Source organism: Streptomyces durhamensis (genome assembly GCF_000725475.1).
Classification (GTDB): Bacteria; Actinomycetota; Actinomycetes; order Streptomycetales; family Streptomycetaceae; genus Streptomyces; species Streptomyces filipinensis.
On sequence record NZ_JNXR01000003.1, the window covers coordinates 429,924 to 451,878 of the forward strand.

A 21,955-nucleotide genomic window follows, 5' to 3' on the forward strand; every position below is an offset into this window, starting at 1 on the left:
AGATCACCGCCGCCTCGGCCGATCCGCCCACGGGGCGCCCCGTCGTCGTAGAGCGATGGAACGCGTTCGCGAGGGCTTTGGCCGATGTCTTGGAGTCGGGGCCGTCGGCGAGCCGGAGCACCGTGCTGCACGCCCTTGACGCATGCTTCTGGGAACTGAACAAGGTGGCCTGCCACTCCGAGCCGTACAACGGGGAGGCAGAGGAGACCGCCATCCGCGTGGGCAGGGCGCGTGACGCCCTCAGCTCGGCCATCAGGGCGGCACGGGAGACGGCCGTGCCGGTGGCGGCCGAGGGTGCAGCGGCTGCCGGGGGCGAACCCGGACACGACACGGCGAGCCGACCCGGGAGGGCCGCCGTCACCCCGTCCGAAGGGGACACCGCGGCGGATCCCGAACGTGAACCGGCGACTGAGCCGGAGCCGGTTCCCACGACCGGCCCGGAACCAGGCCCCGATCCGAAACCGGAACCGGACCCTGAGCCGGAACCGGACCCTGAGCCGGAACCGGACCCCGAGCCGGAACCGGACCCCGAGCCGGAACCGGAATCTGAATTCGAACGCGGGCCCGCCCCCGTAGCCCGGTTGGCGGAGCGGCTGGACGCGCTGTGTGCTGCGCTCGGCGGCAAAGAGACCAGGTATCTCAGCGGATGGCGGCACGCCCGGTCCACGGACCGTCCGCAGGCGGCAGCCCCTCGGCGGGCCGGAGCGGTCTGGACGGCGCTGCACATGGCCCTGCTCCGGCTGCCCGACGCCGACCGCCGCCTTTGGCGGGAGAAGGCGGCGCAGGCCGCGCAGGAGTGCCTCGGCGGGCCGCCGCCCGGCTGGGAGGACCCGGCCGTCATCGTGCCCGCCCTGCACGCCCCCGAAGGTCCCGGTGCACCCGACGGACCCGGCGGCATCGCCCCGGAGGTCACCGTGTCCCTGGATCTCAGCGACGCCGATGCCCTGAAGCAGGCCGCGTCAGCCGCACCCCTGGAGGTTCTCAAGGCAGCCGGTGTCATCGACGTCGGTTCCGTCCGGCCCGATGACCTCCGGCTGTCGTGGGCCGCGCGGGCGGGACAGGCTCTGCTGCTCGCGAGGACCGATCCCGAACTGCAGGCCGTCAGCTATGCCCGCAACTACCCCCGCACCAGTCGCGTCCCGCTTGCCGAGGAGAGGCATCGGAAGGAGTTCCGGACCGCGCTGCTGACCAGTCTGACGAGCGCCGCGGATGCTCGCGGGGACGAGCGCGACGGGAAGACCCAGCTGGGCGCCGCCCGTCAACTCGACGCCGTGCTGGGCGGATTGCTGCACAGCCCCGCTGCCGCCCCAGGCAGCTGGTGGTGGCGGTGGCGCAAGGAGGTGTCGCTCATCCTCGAACCGCTGGCCCGTGCCGTCGACCACGAGGTCGTCTTCGACCAGACCTCGGAATGGCAGAAGACCGACCTCGACAACTGCACCGAGACCGCCCTCAACCTCGCCGGCGCGCGGGACCCGGACGAGCGGCTGGTGCAGTGGGTGTTCCTGACGCCCCTGCGTCGAATCGATGCGCCCGAGCTGCGGACCGCGTTCCGCGGCCGGGTGGTACGGCGGCCCGACCGGCCGGCCGGCACATGACGGGCCGTACCGTGACAGCGGTGGAGCAGGGCTGGGGCCGCGCGGGCAACGGACCCTGGTGGGTGCGGGCGTGTGGGGTGCTCGGCGCGTCCGGGGCGGGCCGTGCCGCGGGGCTGTCGCCACAGGTCGCCGCCGACGTGGCGATGCTCGGCGGGGAACCGGGCGGTGGGCGACGGGTTCCCGTGCGGGTCGTGGTGGCTCGTACAGTGCCCGGCCTGGTTCCGGTGCTGACCGGGGTGCGCATCGCCGATCCGCCGTTCGCCACGGACCTCCTGCCGGTCGCCGTCGTCCACTGCGCCGTCGACCGGCCCGAGCTGCGGCAGCCGCCGGGGCAGGCCATGGCGCTCGACCGGCTCGCCCGCCTCCTGATCACCCACCGGACACAGCCGCCACAGGCGTTGCTCCATGCCGCCCCGGGCACGGCGGCATGGCTCCGCATCCGCGTGTCCCAGGCGCCCGCCGGTCCTCTCTTCGGCACCGGCTGCGGGGGCACCGATGCGGTCGCGCGTGTGCTGCGCCGCTGCCATGACCTCACCGCCGCTGCTCCCGAGTCGCCGACACTGGACGCGGCGGTGGCCGCACTGCTCCGCGAGCCGGCGGTGATCAGCGCGCAGCTGCGCGCCGCCCCCCTGCCCTGGCCCGCGCCGACCGCTGCGGACGCCGGTGGGCCGCAGGACCGCCGTCCTCCCGGAGCGCGGCAACGAGCGGCCCCCGGGAGGCTCACGCCCCCTGCGCCGGGGCGCGACGGCCTGCAGGTGGAGGTCGTCGACCTTCCCGTCGCCTCTGCGGACAGGACCGGCCCGGAGAGCGCGCGGGCACTGCGCCGGGCGGCCCTGGAGCTGCTGCACGCCGCACACCTCGTCCTGGCCGTCGTTCCGGCGGCCGAGCTCGGCGGGGATGTGGCACCCTCGCCGGCCGTCGCCGTGCTCGGCGGACTGCTGGACCGTGTCCGGCGGGCACCCCACCCGCCGGCCGTGGTGCTCGTCGCGACGGTGACCGGGCTGTTGAGCGGACCCGACGGCTTGACCGATCTGGGCAGCTGGCTGCGACGCCGTGGCGGACGGACCCTCGGGCCTGCGGCCGAAGGGCTGCCCGTACGGGCGCTGGCCCTGGCCGAGGCCGGACGGGCGGTGGGGCTGCTGGACGGCTCGGCGCGACGGGCCGGGTACGCCGTGCGGCAGGCCGAGGCGGACTGTGCGGCCTCGGGGCTGACGGCGCTGTGCGACGACGTACTGCGGCCGCTGATCCAGGAGGCGCCCGGCCGCGTCCCCGAGCTCACCGCTCAGCGTGTGCGGGCCGCCTGCCGCGACATCCGACTCGGCTGTCTCGATCTGACGGCCCGCCAGGAACATGCCGCCGCCCCGACGGTGATGCCCACCGCAGGGCAGGCGGCCGTCAGCGGTGCAGCGCGCCCACCCGGGGGAGCACGCGCGGGCACGGCGGCCGTGGCAGCCGGTGTCCACCGGGAGGGCGGCGGCCGCGACCTGTGGGACCGCCTCGAAGCCTTCGCCGTCTCCGCACTCGCGGAGCGGACCGTCCGGCGGTCGGCCACGGAAGGAGCAGAGCCGCGTGGAGACTGAACCGCTCGCCCTGGATGTGCTGTACGTGCTGTTGCTGGCGTCCGTCCTGCTCTGTGGGGCGCTCGGCCTCGCGTTGCGCCGCGCGTCACGCCGCCACAGCGTCGCAGCACCGGCGAACCCGTCTCATGAGCTGCTCCCACCCGAGGCGGACCGGACCCGTAGGCAGTACGAAGCGCGGCTCACCGCAATGCTCGCGGAACGGGACCAGGCCCTCGCGGCCAACCAGCACCTGCACTCCCAACTCATCGAGCTGCAGGGAAGCCTGGAGGCACGCGTGGAGGCCGAGGTGGACGGACGGCTGGCGGCCGCCCTGGAGGCGAGGTGGGAAGCCGCTGTGGAGGCGCGGGTGGCCGCCGTACTGGAGGCGAAGGTGGAGACCGGTGTGGCGGCCCGGCTCGCGGAGGCGTCGGCTGAGGCTCTGGCTCGGTTCGCACCTCGTGACACCGGGCAGGTGCGGGAACCGCCGGTCGCGCCACCGCAGTCGCCGGCCGTACCGCACCAACTGCCCCTCGGCCGCGACTGCGCGGCCGACAGCACCGTCGACGGTGCCGACCTCGGCCCGCTGATCGTGCGGGCCGCCTCCGTGCGGGGACCCCGGCAGCGCGAGGACGGTGAACACCGGCGGGACGCCGTCATGGTGAGGCTGGTCGAGGAGATCCCCGCACCGACCCTGCTCAGCGTGGTGGCGGCCGGAGCGCCGCGCGGGCTCTGGTCGCAGTCGGCCGCGCAGCGGGCCTGTCACAGCCTCGCCGCGCAGCTGGGTCACTACGGTGAGCGTCTCGGCGGCGTGCTCGATCGCGGCCGTGATCCGGATCCGCACACCGCCACGCCTCCGGCCGGGCGCGCCGTGGCGGGGGACGAGGCCGAGAACGGTGAGCTGGGTGGTCTGCTGCGCGCCGCCGTGCAGGGTGTCGCGCACTCCATCCATCTGGTGGCACGTGACGAGGGGGGTGCTACGAGTATCGGTGCCGACGCCGCCGAGACGGAAGCCGACGCCGGGGTGGACGTCGCGCTGACGGCCCTGCTGTCCGAGCTCGGTGATCGTCAGCGGCGTCGACACGTGGCGTTCGGTATCGGCGACACCCGCGTCCTGCGGCTCAGGAACGACGTGTGGGAGACGGTCTTCGCCGGGATGCGCGAGGCACGGCTTCCCACCGGTGCGGGTGACTTGTGCTGGGCGCGGTTCGAGACACACCCGAACGATCTCGTGGCCGTGTGCACCGCTCCGATGGCGGAGCTGCTGCTCCGTGGGGATCTCGGCGAGTGGTTCGCGCGGCGGTGGGCGCGCGGCCGTCCCCATCTGACGGAGTTCTTCTCGGACGTCAACGTCCGGGTGAGGTGTACGGGCGGGGACCGGTCGGTGGTCTGCCTCTGGGACTTCGGCGAAGCCCGCCGCGCCCCGGAACCCGCCTGAACCGCTGTTTTCCACGGAGATCTGTGCTGGGTCGGCGCGGGCGATCGTGACGCGACACGGCCCCCTGTCGACCGGGGCGCGCCGCCGGCCGCCGCGGGGCTGCGGGTGGCCTGCCCGGGGTGTCAGCGGCGGCGACTATGCTCCCGTCCATGAGCGATGCGGCCGGCGACAACAGCGGCAGACGGGTTGTCGACCGACGGTTCGAGCTGGAGAAGCGGCTCGGCGGTGGCGGTATGGGCATGGTCTGGCTGGCCCGGGATCTGGTGCTGCACCGGAGCGTGGCCGTCAAAGAGGTCAGGCCGCCCGATCCGGACCTCGCCGAATATGATCCGGAAGCCGCGCGGATGCTTCGGGAGCGGGTCCTGCGGGAGGCTCGCGCCCTGGCTCAGGTCAGTCACCCCAACGTGGTGACGATCCATCACATTGTGGACGACGGCCCGGAGACCTACCCCTGGATCGTCATGGAACTCGTCACCGGCGGTTCCCTGGCCGATCGTCTCGCCCGCGGACCGATGGAACCCCGTGAAGCGGCGCTGGTCGGACGCGAGGTGCTGGCCGCCCTGCGCGCGGCGCACGAGGTCGGCATCCAGCACCGCGATGTGAAACCGGCCAACGTTCTCCTGCGTCCCGACGGCCGTCCGGTGCTCACCGACTTCGGTATCGCGGCGATCCGCGAGTCGACCGTCCTCACGGCCACCGGGTCGATCATCGGCACGCCCGACTACATGGCGCCGGAACGCGTGTCGGGCCACGACGGCGGCCCTTCCTCGGACCTGTGGTCGCTGGGAATGATGCTCTACGCCGCTGTGGAGGGTCATCACCCGCTGCGCCGGAACACGACCCTCGCGACGCTCGCCGCCGTCCTGAGCGAAGAGATCCCGCCACCGGTCCGGGCAGGCGCGCTGCGGGACGTCCTGGCCCGGGTTCTCGTCCGCGACCCTGCGGCACGGCCCGGCGCCGCGGAGCTGGAGCGGATGCTGGACGCCGCGGCCCGTGACGCCGTGACTCCCACCTCGTACCAACTGCACCCCCCGCTCGGCGGGCCGCCTCCCGTCCGCGAGCCGAAGACGTCTGCCCCACCGGCTCCCGGCCCCGCGTCGGCGGTGCCCGCGGTACCGCCTCCCGCTGGCACGACGGCGACGGACGGTTTCGGTCCGGCACCCGTGATGTTCCCGGGGTCCTACGACAGCCGCCCCGGACGTACCGTGGCATCAGACCCCGACTCAGGCCCCGCCGACGCGCGGCCCGGGTCCACAACCGTGTCGGCACACCAGAGCCACCGGCGCTGGATATGGGTGGGCCTGCCCGTGGCGGGAGTGGCACTCGCCGGCAGTCTCATATGGGCGCTGAGGCCGGATGGCGGCACCCATGCCTCCGGCTCGTCCGGCCCCTCGCGGTCCGCCGGTTCCACCACCGGGGCAGCGCCATCGAGCGGACCGGCTCCCGTCTCGGCCTCGCCGGCGGAGAAGGAACGGACCAGTAAGACCGACCTGTTGACACCGGCCGGTATCCGCACCGCCGTCGAGGCGTTGAAGAAGGAGACCGGCAGAGACCGCTTCGGCGGCCTCACCGTCTATCCGCAGTACGTCACCGCCGAGCTGATGGTGAAGGGCAGCGACACCAAGTACGACACGTACACGTACCGTCCCGGGCAGGCCGTCGAGAAGGGCATCATCAGTTCGACGCTGTTCGACGGCGACAAACCCGTCACCCTCGACGGATTCGACTGGGACGCGGTGCCGGCAATGCTGCGCGACGGCGAGAAGAAGCTGAACGTCGATCACGTGACCACGCGCTATCTCGTCCTGGAACTGGCGGACGACGACTTCGGCACGCCCGTCGGAATGGCCGTGTACCTCAGCAATGCCTACGGCCAACTCGGCTACCTCCAGGCGGATTCCAAGGGCAAGACAGTGAGGGTCATGCCCAATGGCGAGTGAGGGGCCGTCTTTGCCGCGCACACCCGTGCCGGCGCCTCGATGGGGTGCGGACGAACAAAGACGGTGTGGGCGGACGGTCCGCAGCAGGACGGGGGCGATCAGGGGGAGGCAGCGCACCAGGCGGTGCAGTCGGCTCTGCCTTGGTGCCTGCGTCTCACCCTCGCTATCCGGGTCGGCGCATGGGCGGCGGCGAAGGCCACTGGGCGGGAAGCGCCCGCACGCGCGCTTCCCGCCCTTCCCTGTGATGCCGCGCGGGACCCTCGCCCTGCCGGCGGTACGGGCCCCTCAGCCCGTGGCGTACCAGGCCCTCAGTCCTGGTCGTAGGTGTGGAACCCGCTGCCGGTCCTACGGCCGAGCAGTCCCGCCTCCACCATCCGGTGCAGCAGTGGTGGCGGTGCGTAGAGCGGCTCGCGGAACTCGTCGTAGAGCGCCTCGGCGATCGATGCGACGGTGTCCAGTCCGATCAGGTCCGCGAGCTTCAGTGGGCCCATCGGGTGAGCGCAGCCCAGCTCCATGCCGGTGTCGATGTCGGCGGCCGTGGCGAAACCGGACTCGGCCATCCGGATCGAGGACAGCAGATAGGGGATGAGCAGCGCGTTGACGACGAAACCGGCCCGGTCCCGGGACCGGATCACCCTCTTGCCGAGCACACGGACCGCGAAGTCCTCGACCGTGGCGGACGTGGCGGCCGATGTGTGCAGCGAGGTCACGACCTCCACCAGCGGCAGCACGGGTACGGGGTTGAAGAAGTGCAGTCCCACGACCCGGTCCGCGCGGCTCGTGGCCATGCCGAGTCGCATGATCGGGAGTGAGGAGGTGTTGGTGGCGAGGACGGCGGCAGGATCCTCGACGACCTTGTCGAGGGCGGCGAACACATCGGCCTTGGCATCCGTGTTCTCCACGACGGCTTCGACGACCAGCTGCCGGTCGGCCAGGTCTTCCAGGTCACCGGTGAAGACCAACCGGGCGAAGGCGTCCTGCGCGGCGGCCTTCTCCAGCTTGCCGCGCTGTACAGCGCGGTCGAGCGAGGCCGCGACTCGGTCCTGCGCGGCGCGGGCCGCCACCGCGTCCACTTCACACACCACGGTGTCGAGGCCGGCCCGTGCGCAGACCTCGGCGATGCCGGCTCCCATCTGGCCGCCGCCCACCACGCCGACGCGTCCGATGTCCCCGTTCATGCCACCGCCTCCGTCCGGTGCACGAGGTGCCGGGAGTAGGCGTCCGGGGTGAAGAAGAGCGGCAATTCGCCGGTCAGCGCCGTCCGTTCGAAGAGGGCGCGGACGTCGTCGACGGGTGCCCAGGGGTGTGCGGCGCCGAGCGCGGCGATCTCGTCGTCCAGCAGTCCGAGGACCGTCTCCCGGTCGATCACGCGGTGCCTCAGCCACTGCCAGATCTGCACGCGGGCGATCTCGGCGGTGGCCGCGTCCTCCATGAGGCCGTACAGGGCGACGGCGCCCCGGCCGCGCAGCCAGGCGGCGAAGTAGCGCAGGGCGACCGCGATGTTCGTCCGCACGCCCTCCGCCGTGGGCGGCCCGCTGATCCGGCGCACCGACAGCAGCTCCGCGGCCGTCACGTCCACGTCGTCCCTGGTCCGGCCGATCTGATGCGGCCGCTCGCCGAGGACGCCGTCGAACACCTCACGGCAGACGGGCACGAGTTCGGGGTGGGCGACCCACGAGCCGTCGAATCCGTCCCCGGCCTCCCGCTCCTTGTCCAGCCGTACCTCGGCGAGCGTGGCCCGGTTCGCGGCCGGGTCCTTGCCCGGCACGTGGGCGGCCATGCCACCGATGGCGTGGGCACCGCGCCTGTGGCAGGTGCGCACGAGGAGTTCGGTGTACGCCCGCATGAAGGGGGCGGTCATCGTGACCTTGGCGCGGTCGGGCAGCAGGAAGTCGGTGCGGTGGCCGAAGGTCTTGACCAGGCTGAACAGGTAGTCCCAGCGACCCGCGTTGAGGCCGGCACTGTGGTCGCGCAGCTCGGAGAGGATCTCCTCCATCTCGAACGCGGCGGTGATGGTCTCGATGAGGACCGTGGCGCGGATCGTGCCCTGGGGGATGCCGAGCAGGTCCTGGGCGGTGACGAAGATGTCGTTCCAGAGCCGGGCCTCGTACCGGTTCTCCAGCTTCGGGAGGTAGAAGTAGGGGCCGTACCCGGCGTCGATCTGCCGTCGGGCGCAGTGGAAGAAGTACAGGCCGAAGTCGACGAGTGCGGCGGGCACGGGTCGGCCGTCGTACTCCAGGTGCTCCTCGTCGAGGTGCCAGCCGCGGGGCCGCACCATGATGGTGGCGAGCTGTTCGCCCAGCCGGTACTCCTTGCCTTCGGGCGTGGTGAAGTCGATCCGGCGTTCGATGGCGTCGAGCAGGTTGAGCTGGCCGCCGATGACGTTCTCCCAGGTGGGTGCCGTGGCATCCTCGAAGTCGGCCATCCACACGCGGGCATCGGAGTTGAGAGCGTTGACCGTCATACGGCGGTCCGGCGGACCGGTGATCTCGACGCGGCGGTCGGTCAGGCCGGGTGCGGGCGGTGCGACGCGCCAGGTGGGGTCGGCACGGACGGCGGAGGTGACCATCGGGAAGTCGAGCGGGGAGCCGGCGGCCAGCCGCAGAACCTGCCGGCGGCGTTCCCTCATCAGGTCCAGCCGGCGTGTGCCGAAGGCCGCGGCCAGCCTGCCGACGAAGTCCAGGGCGGCGGGCGTGAGGATCTCGTCGTGCCGGTCGCCCAGGGGCGCGAGAACACGGACGTGGTGGGTCAGAGCACTGGTGGACATCGCTTCTCCTGGAGGAGGGGCGGGACAGGAGCGGGAGCGGGGGTCGCACGGGGACCGTCGTACGGTCCCCGCTCGGCCTGATCGGGCCGGACACGTACCGAAGCGGCCTAGTGGAACTGCTCTTCCTCCGTGGAACCGGTCAGGGCGGTGGTGGAGGAGGCGGGGTTGACGGCCGTCGAGACCAGGTCGAAGTACCCGGTGCCGACCTCCCTCTGGTGCCTGACGGCGGTGAAGCCGTGCGCCTGTGCGGCGAACTCGCGCTCCTGCAGGTCGACATAGGCGGTCATGCCGTGCTCGGCGTAGCCGCGGGCCAGGTCGAACATGCCGTGGTTGAGGGAGTGGAAGCCGGCCAGCGTGATGAACTGGAAGCGGTAGCCCATCGCACCCAGCTCCCGCTGGAACTTGGCGATCTGGTCGTCGTCCAGGGCCGCCTTCCAGTTGAAGGAGGGCGAGCAGTTGTAGGCCAGCATCTGGTCCGGATAGCGCGCGTGGATGGCCTCGGCGAACTCCCGCGCCTGCTCCAGGTCCGGGGTGCCGGTCTCGACCCAGATCAGGTCGGCGTAGGGGGCGTAGGCCAGCCCACGCGCGATGACCGGGGCCATGCCGTTGCGGACCCGGTAGAAGCCCTCCGCGGTGCGCTCGCCGGTGACGAACTCGGCGTCGCGCTCGTCCACGTCGGTGGTCAGCAGGCTGGCGGCGAGCGCGTCGGTGCGGGCGATGATCACGGTGGGCACGTCGGCGATGTCGGCGGCGAGACGAGCCGCGTTGAGGGTACGGATGTGCTGCGAGGTCGGCACCAGGACCTTGCCGCCGAGGTGGCCGCACTTCTTCTCGGAGGCGAGCTGGTCCTCGAAGTGAATGCCGGCGGCACCCCCGCGATCATCGCCTTGGTCAGCTCGAAGGCGTTCAGCGGACCGCCGAACCCGGCCTCCGCGTCGGCGACGACCGGAGCCAGCCAGTCGGTGGTGTCGCCCGCGTCCTCGGCGGTGGCGATCTGGTCGGCGCGCAGCAGCGCGTTGTTGATCCGACGGACCACCTGCGGAACGGAGTTGGCGGGGTACAGGCTCTGGTCGGGGTAGGTGTGGCCGGCCTGGTTGGCGTCGGCCGCCACCTGCCAGCCGGACAGGTAGACGGCCTGCAGGCCCGCCTTGACCTGCTGCACGGCCTGACCGCCCGTGAGGGCACCGAGCGCGTGGATGTAGTCCTGCTCGTGCAGCTGCCGCCACAGCCGCTCGGCGCCGCGCCGGGCCAGGGAGTGTTCCTCTCGGACACTGCCGGACAGCCGGACCACGTCCTTCGCGCTGTACGTGCGCTCGATGCCCTGCCAGCGCGGGTCGGTGGCCCAGCGCCGCGCGAGTTCCTCGGCCGCCTGCGTCCTCGCCTCTGCCATGACTGTCACCGTCTCCTCGATCTGTGGCGTCTGCCAAGCCCGAACTGCTCCAGCCGGGGTGGCACTGTGTGTCGTCTCAGTGGGACGCGGCCCGCTGCAACCGCGAAGGGCGAAAGCGAGCGATGCTGCCGACGCAGCCCGCCGCCGGAGCCGGGATCTCCGACGTCAGGGCAGTGAGTCGGGCCCGGTTTCCGGCGGTGCCTGCCCGGTCCGGCGGGCCGCACTGAAACTCTGGCACTGGCACTGAGTGCCAACAACCTTGGACGGCTGCCAACTTCTGCGAATCTTCCCGCCCCACTCTTGCCAATCTTGCGAAGGAGTCAGCCGGTCCCCGTTGGCCTACACTCGCGATCACCCGGACCCGGAGGAACACACGGTGAGCAAGACCTACGCGGGAGCGCGCCTGCGGCGGCTGCGTGAAGAGCGCCGCATGAGCCAGGCGGAACTCGCCCGCGTCCTGGGCATCTCCCCGAGCTACCTCAACCAGATGGAGCACGACTCCCGCCCGCTCACCGTGCCCGTGCTGCTCCGGCTGACCGAGACCTTCGGCGTCGACCCCGGCTTCTTCTCCGAGCGCGACACGACCCGCCTCGTGGCCGACCTGCGCGAAGCGCTGACGCGGGAGATCGCCGCCGCCCGGATATCCGCGTCCGACCTCGCCGAACTGGCCTCGCGCCTGCCCGCGGTCGCCCAGGTGCTCCTCGACCTGGGCCGGCGCAACCAACTCCTGGCCGAGGGCCTCACCGGAGCGGCCGACGGCCGCGACACGGCGGGACAGACGCCCCGCTCACCCCACGAGGAGATCCGGGACTTCTTCTACCGCCGCCAGAACTACCTCCACGACACCGACCTCGCGGCCGAGCGCCTGGCCGAGGAGATCGGGATCCGGCCCGGCGAGGTCGTGCAGGCACTGACGGATCGCCTGACCGGGACCCACGGCGTCCGCTTCTCGGCCGACACGGGCGAACACCTGCACCGCTACGACGAGGCAACCCGCACCCTGCGCCTGTCCAGTCGCCTGCGCCCGGGCCAGCGCGCCTTCCGTATGGCGACCCAGCTCGCCCTGCTCGAGTACGGCGACGAACTCGACCGCCAGGCCGCCGAGGACTTCGAGTCCGGCTCGCCCGCCCACCGCCTCGCCCGCATCGGCGTCGCCAACTACTTCGCGGCGGCCCTGATCCTGCCGTACCGCGCCTTCCACACGGCCGCCGAGGAGGTGCGCTACGACGTCGAGCGCCTCACCGACCGCTACGGCCTCGGCTACGAGACCGTCTGCCACCGCCTGAGCACCCTCCAGCGCCCCCGCCTGCGCGGCGTCCCCTTCTCCTTCGTCCGCGTCGACCGCGCGGGCAACATGTCCAAGCGCCAGTCCGCGACGGGCTTCCACTTCTCCCGCGCCGGCGGCACCTGCCCGCTGTGGAACGTCTACGAGGCGTTCGCCGCCCCCGGCCGCATCCACGTCCAGGTCGCCGAAATGCCGGACGGCCAGCGCTACTTGTGGACCGCGCGAGCCGTCACCCGGCACCGTGGCGGTTGGGGGGAGCCCGGCAAGACCTTCGCCATCGGGCTCGGCTGCGAGATCCGCCACGCCCACCGCCTCGTCTACTCCGACGGCCTCGACCTCACCAGCGCCTCCGCCGCCACCTCGATCGGCATGGGCTGCCACGTCTGCGAACGCCTGGACTGCCCGCAGCGTGCCGCCCCGCCCCTCGGTCACACACTCCGGATCGACCAGAACTCCAGCACCTTCGTGCCGTACCCCGTGACGGACGACGTGACCTGACCTGGCCGGCTCTCGCCTCCTTCTGCGCCGGCGCCCGCCGCGGGCGGAGTCGATGCCCGCGGAGGCACTGATCCGTACCTCGTTCAGGTTTATGCCTGAAGCAGTTTGCAGTAATCCTCTGCGCGAATTCACCTATATGGCATGAAAGTGGCATAAGACAGTGGCAATCCGGCTACGTTGTCCATGTCCACCCCCTTTCCGGTCACCGTTACTCTGGAGTGCGCCATGCCGGTCCGTTTGAGTTCGTACACACAATCCGCTGTGGCGAGGGACGCCGATCTGGCCAAGTCTCAGCTTTCGGAGAGTCTCCTGAGGCCGTCCTCCGAGACGCGTGCGCAGGTCCTCCGGCAGCCCGCCACTACGCAGCCGGTCCAGAACGTGGTCGGTGTAGGCATCGGCGAGAAGATCGTGGCCGGGCGAAGCACGGGACTGCTCGCCGTCAAGGTGTTCGTACGGCACAAGTTCCCGCTCGACCACGTGCCGGAGGAGCACCAGCTGCCCACGAGCCTCGACGGGCTGGACGTCGACGTAGAACAGGTCGGAACGATCGTCGCGTTCGGGCCGGACCCCAAACTTCGCTACCGTCCGTTGCACCCGGGAAGCAGCGTCGGCTACGAGGACCCGGAGGGCCAGGTGGTGATGGCGGGCACGCTCGGCGCCATCGTGAGCAACCACGCCGGCTATTTCATCCTGAGCAACAACCATGTCCTCGCGGACGAGAGCCGCCTGGACCCAGGTACTCCGATCTACCAGCCCGGACTGTTGGACGGCGGCAACCCGGCGAACGACGAAGTGGCGAAGCTGACTCGCTTCATCCCGCTCAAGCCGGAGAACAACACGGTCGACTGTGCCATCGCTCAGCTTGATCCGAAGATCGTCGCGGCAGTCGCCGAGCTGGTGGCGGGGCCGCCTACCGGAACCGCCACGGCCGTGCTGCACCAGGCGGTCGAGAAGTCGGGGCGTACCACGGGTTTCACCACCGGTAAGGTGACAAGCGTCAACACAGACGCCGCCGTTGCCTACGAGACCGGGACGTTCACCTTCACCGGTCAGATCGCCATCACGGGCGATGGCGGGCATCCCTTCAGCGCTGCCGGCGACTCCGGCTCTCTCATCATGGACCGTGCGACGGGGAAAGCGGTGGGACTGCTCTTCGCGGGCGGTAGCACGACGACCTTCGCCAACCCGATCGACGAAGTAACGGCCGCGCTCGACGTGTCGATCCTCACGTCGGGGCCCGTGACCGGTCCGGGCCCGCACCCGGGGGGCGGGCCCGGCCACGGGGGCGGGGGCCCGGGACATGGTGGGCACGGCGGTGGCCCGTCGACACCAGGCCACCCCACCCACACCTGAGCCGTGTCGACCCGTTGAAAGAAGGTGCCGAGAACACGTTCACCGTGCACCTGTCCGACGAACTTCGTGCGCTCGAAGTCCGTGTCACGCCGTCCTGCATGGATGGGAGGGAAGGCCGTGCCGGAGGATCTGGACGCCCTCAAGACGGAGATCAGCCGCGAGTGGCTCGGTCGCGGCGGGGTGGTCGCCGTCGGTGTCGGTGAGGAGGACGGCCATGGCGTGGTGGTCGTCTCCCTGGACCGGGACCGGCCGACGGCGCAGACGATCGCCGAGCGCTATGCCGGCCGCCCCGTCGTCGTACACAGCGGCGAAGGCGAGATCCGCCCGTTCTGACGGCGGCGACCGGGCGACCCTCGCCATGAACTGCCGACCTGCTGCGCGAAGCGATCGACGGATTCGTCGGCGAGTAGAGGCAAGAGCGCCACCGTGCTGCGTCGCGAAGGTGCAGAGCCGAAGCGGCGGGCCGGCCGCGGAGGCTGCCTGGGAAGGCCGTGCACTCCATTCTGTTCGTGGACGGCGCCTTGGTGGCCCCCCGTGACCAGGTCATGCGGTTGTGTGGTGGAGGGGGTCCAGGACGGCCAGTTCGTCCTCGGAAAGGCGCAGAGAGCCGGCCGCCACGTTCTGGGCGAGGTGGCCGAGGTCGCCGGTGCCGGGAATGGCCAGGACGTGAGGACCGCGGTGCAGCGTCCACGCCAGCCGGACCTGGGCTGTGCTCACCCCGCGAAGGCGGGCGACGGCGTGGACACTGCTGCTGTCGTCGGCAGGCGCGCCGGCCGTGCGCCCGCTGCCGGCGATCGAGTAGAACGGCACGAACGCGACGCGTTGTTCACCGCAACGTCGCAGGAACTCCTCCTGTTCGGGCGAGGCGCCGATGCCGTACATGTTCTGGACGCAGACCACCGGTGCGATGGCCTGGGCCTCGGCGAGGTGGTGGGGGCGGACGTTGGACAGGCCCAGGTGGCGGATGAGTCCGGCGTCGCGCAGTTCGGCGAGCGCGCCGAAGCGGTCGGCGATGGAATCGGTGCCGACGATGCGCAGGTTCACCACGTCGAGGTGGTCGCGTCCGAGCTGGCGCAGGTTCTCCTCGACCTGGCCCCGGAGCTGCTGGGGGGTGGCGTGCGGCAGCCAGTTGCCTGAGGGATCTCGGCCGGGTCCGACCTTGGTGACGATGACGAGGTCGTCCCGGTAGGGCGCGAGGGCACGGTTGATCAGCTCGTTGGCGGAGCGCAGCGGCGAGAAGTAGAACGCGGCGGTGTCGATGTGGTTCACGCCGAGCTCGACGGCCCGGCGCAGCACCTTGATCGCCTGGTCGCGGTCGCGCGGGACGGCGTCGGGCGCGAGCGCCTCGCCGTGCTGGGGCAGGCGCATGGCACCGAAGCCGACCCGGTTGACCGTGCGGTCGCCGAGCTTCCAGGTGCCCGATGCCGCTGCGGTGATCGTCTGTGAGGTCATGGCGGGATGATCGGTGCACGGTAGCCTGACGGGCCATTGTTTAAGGCATGGCTGAATCCATCGAGGGGCGACTGTCGTGGCGGAGCTGGCGTTCTCAGCGAACGATCTCGCGAAAGTGCGGTTCGCCGTCTCGCCGATGTGGGAGGTCGCGCCCAGCTTCCGGCTGCTGACATCGAACACGGCGCATCCGGTCCACCGGTCCTGGGCCGAGCAGGTGCGGCCACGCGTGATGGCCGCGGGCCTGGACAGAGGATGGCTTGCCGAGCTGATCGGCCCCGCCGGCTACGTGCCCGACTTCCTCAACCCGGCCCCCGCTCAACCGGCCCCCGCACCGGTGGCGGAGTGGGATGCGATCCGGGCGTCGCCCGCCGACCGGGTACGCCAGGACCTCGACCATCTCGCCCGCCACCAAGGACATCTCGGCCCCCGGCTGCGTATCCTGCATGCCGACCCGCCCTCCGGCCTGACCAAGCTCGTACAAGAGATGGAAACGTACTGGGAGCTGGCGCTCGCCCCTTACTGGGCACGGATCAGGGCCGTACTGGACGCCGACATCTTCCACCGGGCCCGAACGGTCGCCGAGCACGGCGCGGGCCGTCTCTTCAACGACCTGCACGCCTCGGTGAGCTGGGACGGCAACGCGCTCAGACTGGTCCGCCGGAAGCGCAACATGCCCCGCCGATCCGCGGGCGCGGGACTGCTGCTGATCCCGTCCGCGTTCACCGGCCCCGGCCTGCGCACCCGGGTGCGACCGCCGGACCCGCCGCAACTCGCCTATCCGGCACGTGGTGTCGGGGAACTATGGGAATCGCGGCCTGCCACCGGCGCCTGTGCCCTCGCCCCCGTCCTCGGCCGCTCACGAACCCTGCTGCTGAGCGAACTGGAGACCCCGGCCTCCACCACCGAACTGGCCCGGCGAACAGGCCTGTCGTCAGCCGGGGTATCCCAACACCTCACGGCTCTGCGCACCGCGGGCCTGGTCAGCGCCCATCGCGCCGGCCGTTCCGTCCTCTACGCCCGCACCACCGCCGCCGAAACCCTCCTCAAAGCCGCCTCCTCCTGAAGCTCCGGACGTCAGACCCCGATCAATGTCCGGACCCGACCACCAAGGCGGGGCGGGAGGGCATACGGGATGTCCAGGCCTGCCTGGGCGGCGGCCGCACATCCGGCTCGGCCGGCTGCTCGACGCCGCGGCAGGTGAACCGCGGCAGGTCCAGACGCAAGGTCGCCTGGTGCACCTGACCGCTTGGTCTGTCCAGCCGACCGGACCGAGGGCGCCGCGCTGCGGGGCCTGACGGGGTGAGGGGCGGGGGGCCGCGCCCGCTGTCCGGGCCTGACCGCTTCCCCTGCCCGACCCGCTCGGCACTCCTGCCGCATCCACTTCCCGAAGCGGCGGGAGCCCGGCCCCCTGCTCCGCCTGCCGGACCGGTCCGGGGGCGGGGCAACCGGCCGCACCGTTGCCGCCGGCGGCCCCGGTCAGGGACGACCGCCCGGCCGGCCGCCATCGCGAACTCGCCGTACGAGAGCGTGAATCAGCCAGACTCCGCCAGTATTCCCTAGTTTTCCTATCGAATTACTAGGGAAACGTTGACGGTGGTCGAAGCGGGGGGTGAGGATGATGAAGCCGACGCGTCACCGCGCACCGCCGCACTTCCACGCCGCCTCGCCGGGCACCGCGTCGTCCTCGGTCCCCTGAAGGAAGACGCCATGACCACAGCACTGAGCTGCAGCGACAGCCGCAGTCGCAAGAAGCGGGCGCGGGTATGACGGTGACGGCGGACGAGGTGACCGATGCGGGGGCCGGGCAGGTCGACTGGCTGCACATCGCCCGTGAGGTGGCGGACGACCTGGCCACGGACGCGGTCGAGCGTGAACAGGCCGGCAAGGCACCGCTCGACGAGGTCGCACAGCTGCGCGAGTCGGGGCTGTTGACGCTGCTGGTGCCGGCCGAACACGGGGGAGGGGGCGCCGACTGGCGCACGGCCTGCGCGGTCGTCCGGACCGTCGCCGCGGCCGACGGCGCCGTCGGCCAGCTGCTGGGCAACCACTACTTCCTCTCTTTCAGCCCCCGGTTCTTCGCCGATCCCGCCCGTGCCGTCGGCGTCGAGCGGGATTCGGCGGCCGGGCAGTGGTGCTGGGGAGGTGGAATAGGCTCACATGAACCACCGCTCATCCTGACCCCCACGTCGGGCGGCTATCTGCTGAACGGCTACCAGAGGTACGCCACCGGGGCCGGGATCGCCGACCGGCTGGTGGTCCGAGCCGCCGAGTACGGCACCGGTGAGCCGTTGGCCGTCCTGGTCGACCCCGCCCGCCCGGGCGTCGTGAGCGGCGGCGGCAGGGACACCTTCGGCCAGCGGCTGGCGGCCGGAGGCGGCGTGGAGTTCGACTCCGTGCCGGTCGGGACCGGCGATGTGCTCAGCTCCCTCTCGCCGGACGAGGGCGTCCTGTCACCCTTCGCCTCGCTGGCCGCACCGACCGCGCGTCTGGTCTCCGTCCAGTTCTGTCTCGGCGTGGCCGAGGGCCTGCTGGCCGAGGTCCGCGAGTACGCGAGGGTCACCAAGTCCCCCTGGCAGCCCTTCTCGCCCCAGCCCTGGCCGGGCAGCCCGCCGCAGGATCCGTACGTCCTCACCGTGTACGGCGAGCTCGCCGTCGTCGCACGTGCCGCGTCCGCCCTCGCCGACCAGGCGGTGGATGCCCTGTTGCACGGCCTCGTACAGGGCAAGGATCTCGACGACGAGGAGTGCGCGGAGATCACCGTCGTCGCGAGCGTGGCCGAGAGCGCCGCTTCCCGGGCCGTACAGGAGATCACCACTCGTGCCCTGGACGTCATCGGCGCCGACGCCGCCTCGGCGCGGCACGGCTTCGACCGCTTCTGGCGCAACGCCCGGACGCACACCCTGCGCGAGCCGGTCGCCCACCGGCTGCGCGAGGTCGGGGACTACTTCCTGAACGGTGCGCACCCGCCGTTCACCCTTCCCGCCTGACGGCGCAACAGGTGACGGGCGGACACGGCAGTGATGGATAATCGGGGCATGCGGATCTCGGCGCGGGCGGACTACGCGGTGCGGGCGGCGCTGGAGCTCGCCGCCGCAGGGGACGGCACCTCGCTCAAGGCGGAGGCGATCGCCTCGGCGCAGGGCATCCCGCACAAGTTCCTGGAAGGCATCCTCGGCGACCTGCGCCGGGGCGGTCTCGTGGTCAGCCAGCGGGGCGGCAGGGGCGGCTACCGGCTCGCCCGGCCGGCGGACTCCATCGCCATCGCGGACGTGATCCGCGTGGCGGACGGCCCCCTGGTCTCGGTGCGGGGAGTGCGCCCGCCCGAGCTCTCGTACTGCGGTCCCGCGGAGTCGCTGCTGCCGCTGTGGATCGCCGTACGCGCCAACGTCCGCAAGATCCTCGGCGAGGTCACCCTGGCCCACGTGGCCGCGGCCACGTTGCCCGACGATGTCCTGAGCCTCACGAAGGACCCCGAGGCCTGGACGAACCCCTGACCGGCGCCCGGTGATTCCGACCGCGGGTTCCGTGTCCGTCCGCTCAGCGGGTGACCAGCAGGCCGCGGCTGCGCGGCACTCACCGCTCCACCGGGCTGAAGATCAGCAGATCGGACACCCTGCCGTAGGGTGACAGGCGTGGACATGCTGCATCTGCGCTACTTCGTCGCCGTGGCCGAGGAACTCAACTTCTCGCAGGCGGCGCGCAGACTCCACATGGCGGCTTCCCCGCTCAGTCAGCGGATCAAGGACCTCGAACGCGAACTCGGGCACGAGCTCTTCGAGCGCACCACCCACCGCGTCGATCTGACCCCGGCGGGTGCCGCGCTGCTGCCGATGGCGCGCGACGTCCTGGAGCGCGTCAACTCGATCCCGTGGCGGCTGAGCGAGGCGGTGCGGCCGCGGCTGGACAGGCTGTTCATCGGGATGCCCGCGGGAGTCCACCCGCTGCTGCGGGAGCGGGTCCGGCTGCTGGAGGACGCCTGTCGTGAGGTGTGCGAACTCAAGCGCTGGCCCGGCACGTCGGCGGACCTGGCGGAGGCGGTGCGCGACGGCAGGCTGGCCATGGCACTGGTCCGGCTGCCGGTGTCCGACCCGGCGCTGGAGGTCATCGAGGTGATGCGCGAGGTGCTGGGTGCCGCGGTGCCGGCCGACCGGTTCGCGGGGCGGGCGTCCGTCACCCTGGAGGAGTTGGCCGACCTGTCGTATGTGGCCACGCCGAACGACGCCACCCCGGCATATTTCGAGGAAATCGACGCCCGTCTCAATTCAGTCGGCGTGAAGAAGAGAATCCGTATAAAAATGGCGGACTATTCCGGAAGCTCGGAACTGATCTCCTCCGGCATCGCGTTCTCGATGACCATGCTCTCGCCGGAGAGCCCCATGCACCGCTACCGGTTGGACAACGTGGCCGTGCTGCCGGTCGAGGACTTCCAACCCACCCTGATCACCGGCCTGTTGTTCCGGGCTGATCGGGCGAACGCCGGTGGGGACCTGGGTGAGGTCGCTGTCCTGGGCCGCCGGATCTTCGGTGAGGTCATCACCGTCTGACTGATTTTCACGCAGCCTTCCCAGTGGAATTCTGAATGGGTGTGACCGCTGTGGTCATACCCTTGTTCGCCAGTTGATCGTTCCCTTCCTGGCTGTTCATGCCTAACGTCGTCGGTGGAAACATTCGCGATGAAATTACTGCGTGAACAGGAGTGATGATGGACATCACGGCCGCCGGTACCACAGGTCCGCTGGACGGCGTGCGGGTGATCGATCTGTCCACGGTGGTGATGGGACCCTACGCGGCGCAGATCCTGGGCGACCTCGGGGCCGACGTCATCAAGATCGAGTCCCCCTCCGACACGATCCGGGTGGGTCCGTACCGCACCACACCCGGCATGACCCCGCTCAACCTCAACGTCAACCGCAACAAGCGCAGCGTGGCCTTGAACCTCAAGGACGACGCCGACCGCGCACGGGCCTTCGAACTGATCGACAGCGCCGACGTGCTGGTCACCAACATGCGCCCGGGCGCGCTCGCCCGCCTCGGCCTCGGCCACGCCGACGTCGCCGCCCGCAACCCCGGCCTGGTCTACGCCCACGCCCAGGGATTCCGCAGCGATTCCGACCGGGCCGGCAACGCGGCCTACGACGAGACCGTACAGGCCGCCTCCGGTCTGGTGGACGTGACCAACCGGGCGCTGGGCACCCCGGCGTACCTGCCGACGATCATCGGCGACAAGGTGTGCGCGCTGACCATCGTCTACTCGGTGCTCGCCGCGCTGGTCCACCGTGACCGCACCGGCGTCGGCCAGCACGTCGAGATCCCGATGACCGACACGCTCATCGCGTTCAACCTCGTCGAGCACCTGGCGGGCCATGTCTTCGAACCGCCGCAGGGGCCGACCGGGTTCCCGCTGTCGATGAAGAGGGGCCACCGCGCGGTGCCCACCAAGGACGGCCTCGCCTGCGTCATCCCGTACAACCCGCGGAACTTCCGGGACTTCTTCCTCGCCGCCGACCGCGCCGATCTCGCCGCGGACCGGCGGGTGAACGGCGAGTCCATCGCCGATGACGACGTCGACGCCCTGATGGAGCTGGTGGGGCAGTGCTCGCCGAGCCTGACCACCGAGGAGTGGGAGCGGGTCTGCGCCAAGCACAGCATCCCGATGGCTCCCGTGCTCGAACTCGACCGGGCCGCCGAGGACCCGTACGTGCGCGGCGGCCGGCTGCTCGACGTGGTGGAACACCCCAGCGAGGGCGCCATCCGCTCGGTCGGTATCCCGGTGCGGTTCTCCGCCACTCCGGGCTCGGTCCGCCGGCCGGCCCCGCTGCCCGGACAGCACACCGAAGAGGTCTTCCAGGAACTGGCCGCCGGCCGCTGACCGGCCGTCGAACAAGGACACACACCATGCACAGCACCACCGAGGTGCGGACCGAGATCATCGGTTCCTGCCTGCTCATCACCATCGACCGGCCGAAGGCGCGCAACGCGGTCGACGCGGCCGTCGCCGCCGGACTGTCCACGGCCCTCGACCAGCTGGAGGCCGACCCCGGCCTGCGGGCCGGCGTGCTCACCGGTGCCGGCGGCACGTTCAGCGCCGGAATGGACCTCAAGGCCGCGCTGGCCGGTGAATCGCCCGAGATCCCGGGCCGCGGCTTCGGCGGCCTGACCCGGGCGCGTACGGCCAAGCCGCTGATCGCCGCCGTCGAGGGCTGGGCCGTGGGAGGCGGCTTCGAACTGGCCCTGGGCTGCGATCTGATCGTCGCCGCGGCCGACGCCCGGTTCGGCCTTCCCGAGGTCGGCCGCGGGCTGATCGCGGCGGGCGGCGGAGTGATCCGGCTGCCCAAGCGCATCCCGTACCACCTGGCCATGGAACTGCTGCTGACCGGCGAACCAATCACCGGCGAACGGGCCGGCCTGCTGGGCATCGCCAACCGGGTCGTGCCGGCCGGGGAAACCGTCGCCGCCGCCCTGCGACTGGCCGAGCGGATCGCGCAGAACGCCCCGCTGGCACTGGCCGCCGTCAAGGAACTCGTCCGCGCCGCCGACGGCGCGCCCGAGGAGGAGGCGTTCGCCGTGCAGGCGCGGCAGATGGCCCGCCTCGCCGCCTCCGCCGACGTACGCGAAGGCATGACCGCCTTCACCGAGCGCCGCTCCCCGGTCTGGCAGGGCCGGTAGCCCCCGAGGGAGAAC

General features: G+C 71.4%; 16 protein-coding genes and 1 pseudogene. 13 read left to right on the forward strand and 4 right to left on the reverse strand.

The genetic code is table 11. The features are described from left to right. Window positions 1–581: 581 nt before the first annotated feature. From IO33_RS49210 to IO33_RS0105645, 4 genes are all read left to right on the forward strand, one after another. Complete coding sequence (locus IO33_RS49210) at window positions 582–1,595, forward strand: hypothetical protein (protein ID WP_157857801.1); 1,014 nt, start codon at window positions 582–584, stop codon at window positions 1,593–1,595. A 20-nt stretch (window positions 1,596–1,615) separates the two neighbouring features. Further along, complete coding sequence (locus tag IO33_RS0105635; RefSeq protein ID WP_031160887.1) at window positions 1,616–3,175, forward strand: hypothetical protein; 1,560 nt, start codon at window positions 1,616–1,618, stop codon at window positions 3,173–3,175. Then, window positions 3,165–4,589, forward strand: coding sequence for a hypothetical protein (locus IO33_RS0105640; protein WP_031160890.1), 1,425 nt, complete (start codon window positions 3,165–3,167; stop codon window positions 4,587–4,589). Before IO33_RS0105635 ends, IO33_RS0105640 begins: the two co-directional genes overlap by 11 nt. Before the next feature lie 149 nt (window positions 4,590–4,738). Then, window positions 4,739–6,529, forward strand: coding sequence for a serine/threonine-protein kinase (locus IO33_RS0105645; protein WP_037684960.1), 1,791 nt, complete (start codon window positions 4,739–4,741; stop codon window positions 6,527–6,529). A 308-nt stretch (window positions 6,530–6,837) separates the two neighbouring features. Here the strand turns inward: IO33_RS0105645 and IO33_RS0105650 are convergent, their stop codons facing one another. From IO33_RS0105650 to aceA, 3 genes and pseudogenes are all read right to left on the reverse strand, one after another. Further along, window positions 6,838–7,707, reverse strand: coding sequence for a 3-hydroxybutyryl-CoA dehydrogenase (locus IO33_RS0105650; RefSeq protein WP_031160894.1), 870 nt, complete (start codon window positions 7,705–7,707; stop codon window positions 6,838–6,840). Beyond that, window positions 7,704–9,296: a malate synthase A gene (gene aceB / locus IO33_RS0105655; protein WP_031160896.1), complete on the reverse strand. Its 1,593-nt coding sequence runs from the start codon at window positions 9,294–9,296 to the stop codon at window positions 7,704–7,706. The genes IO33_RS0105650 and aceB overlap by 4 nt, the downstream gene beginning before the upstream one ends. Before the next feature lie 107 nt (window positions 9,297–9,403). Then, a pseudogene (gene aceA / locus IO33_RS43830) lies at window positions 9,404–10,686 on the reverse strand (isocitrate lyase). A 376-nt stretch (window positions 10,687–11,062) separates the two neighbouring features. On the opposite strand from aceA, the gene IO33_RS0105665 reads away from it, so the two are divergent. The 3 genes from IO33_RS0105665 (at window position 11,063) to IO33_RS0105675 (ending at window position 14,155) form a co-directional block, all read left to right on the forward strand. Next, window positions 11,063–12,469: a short-chain fatty acyl-CoA regulator family protein gene (locus IO33_RS0105665; protein ID WP_031160899.1), complete on the forward strand. Its 1,407-nt coding sequence runs from the start codon at window positions 11,063–11,065 to the stop codon at window positions 12,467–12,469. 183 nt (window positions 12,470–12,652) lie between these two features. After that, the gene (locus IO33_RS0105670; protein WP_157857802.1) at window positions 12,653–13,822 is read left to right on the forward strand and encodes a chymotrypsin family serine protease; all 1,170 of its coding nucleotides are present in this window, start codon (window positions 12,653–12,655) and stop codon (window positions 13,820–13,822) included. A 117-nt stretch (window positions 13,823–13,939) separates the two neighbouring features. Next, on the forward strand, window positions 13,940–14,155 hold the full coding sequence (locus IO33_RS0105675) for a hypothetical protein (RefSeq protein WP_031160903.1): 216 nt from the start codon (window positions 13,940–13,942) through the stop codon (window positions 14,153–14,155). Window positions 14,156–14,365: 210 nt separating this feature from the next. Here the strand turns inward: IO33_RS0105675 and IO33_RS0105680 are convergent, their stop codons facing one another. After that, entirely contained in the window at window positions 14,366–15,274 is a 909-nt protein-coding gene (locus IO33_RS0105680; RefSeq protein WP_031160906.1) for an oxidoreductase, read from the reverse strand. Between the two features lie 85 nt (window positions 15,275–15,359). Here IO33_RS0105680 and IO33_RS0105685 point away from each other — a divergent pair, with 85 nt between their 5' ends. From IO33_RS0105685 to IO33_RS0105710, 6 genes are all read left to right on the forward strand, one after another. Beyond that, the gene (locus IO33_RS0105685) at window positions 15,360–16,337 is read left to right on the forward strand and encodes an ArsR/SmtB family transcription factor (protein WP_031160908.1); all 978 of its coding nucleotides are present in this window, start codon (window positions 15,360–15,362) and stop codon (window positions 16,335–16,337) included. A 700-nt stretch (window positions 16,338–17,037) separates the two neighbouring features. Beyond that, window positions 17,038–18,261 carry an acyl-CoA dehydrogenase family protein gene (locus tag IO33_RS0105690; protein WP_031160909.1) on the forward strand — a complete coding sequence of 408 codons (1,224 nt, stop codon included), beginning with the start codon at window positions 17,038–17,040 and terminating at the stop codon, window positions 18,259–18,261. Window positions 18,262–18,309: 48 nt separating this feature from the next. Then, window positions 18,310–18,768: an RrF2 family transcriptional regulator gene (locus IO33_RS0105695; RefSeq protein WP_031160911.1), complete on the forward strand. Its 459-nt coding sequence runs from the start codon at window positions 18,310–18,312 to the stop codon at window positions 18,766–18,768. 144 nt (window positions 18,769–18,912) lie between these two features. Continuing rightward, window positions 18,913–19,818, forward strand: a complete 906-nt coding sequence (locus tag IO33_RS0105700) for a LysR family transcriptional regulator (RefSeq protein WP_245235711.1) — start codon at window positions 18,913–18,915, stop codon at window positions 19,816–19,818. Between the two features lie 155 nt (window positions 19,819–19,973). Further along, on the forward strand, window positions 19,974–21,143 hold the full coding sequence (locus IO33_RS0105705; RefSeq protein WP_031160915.1) for a CaiB/BaiF CoA transferase family protein: 1,170 nt from the start codon (window positions 19,974–19,976) through the stop codon (window positions 21,141–21,143). A 26-nt stretch (window positions 21,144–21,169) separates the two neighbouring features. Then, entirely contained in the window at window positions 21,170–21,940 is a 771-nt protein-coding gene (locus tag IO33_RS0105710; protein WP_031160917.1) for a crotonase/enoyl-CoA hydratase family protein, read from the forward strand. The last annotated feature ends 15 nt before the right edge of the window (window positions 21,941–21,955 follow it).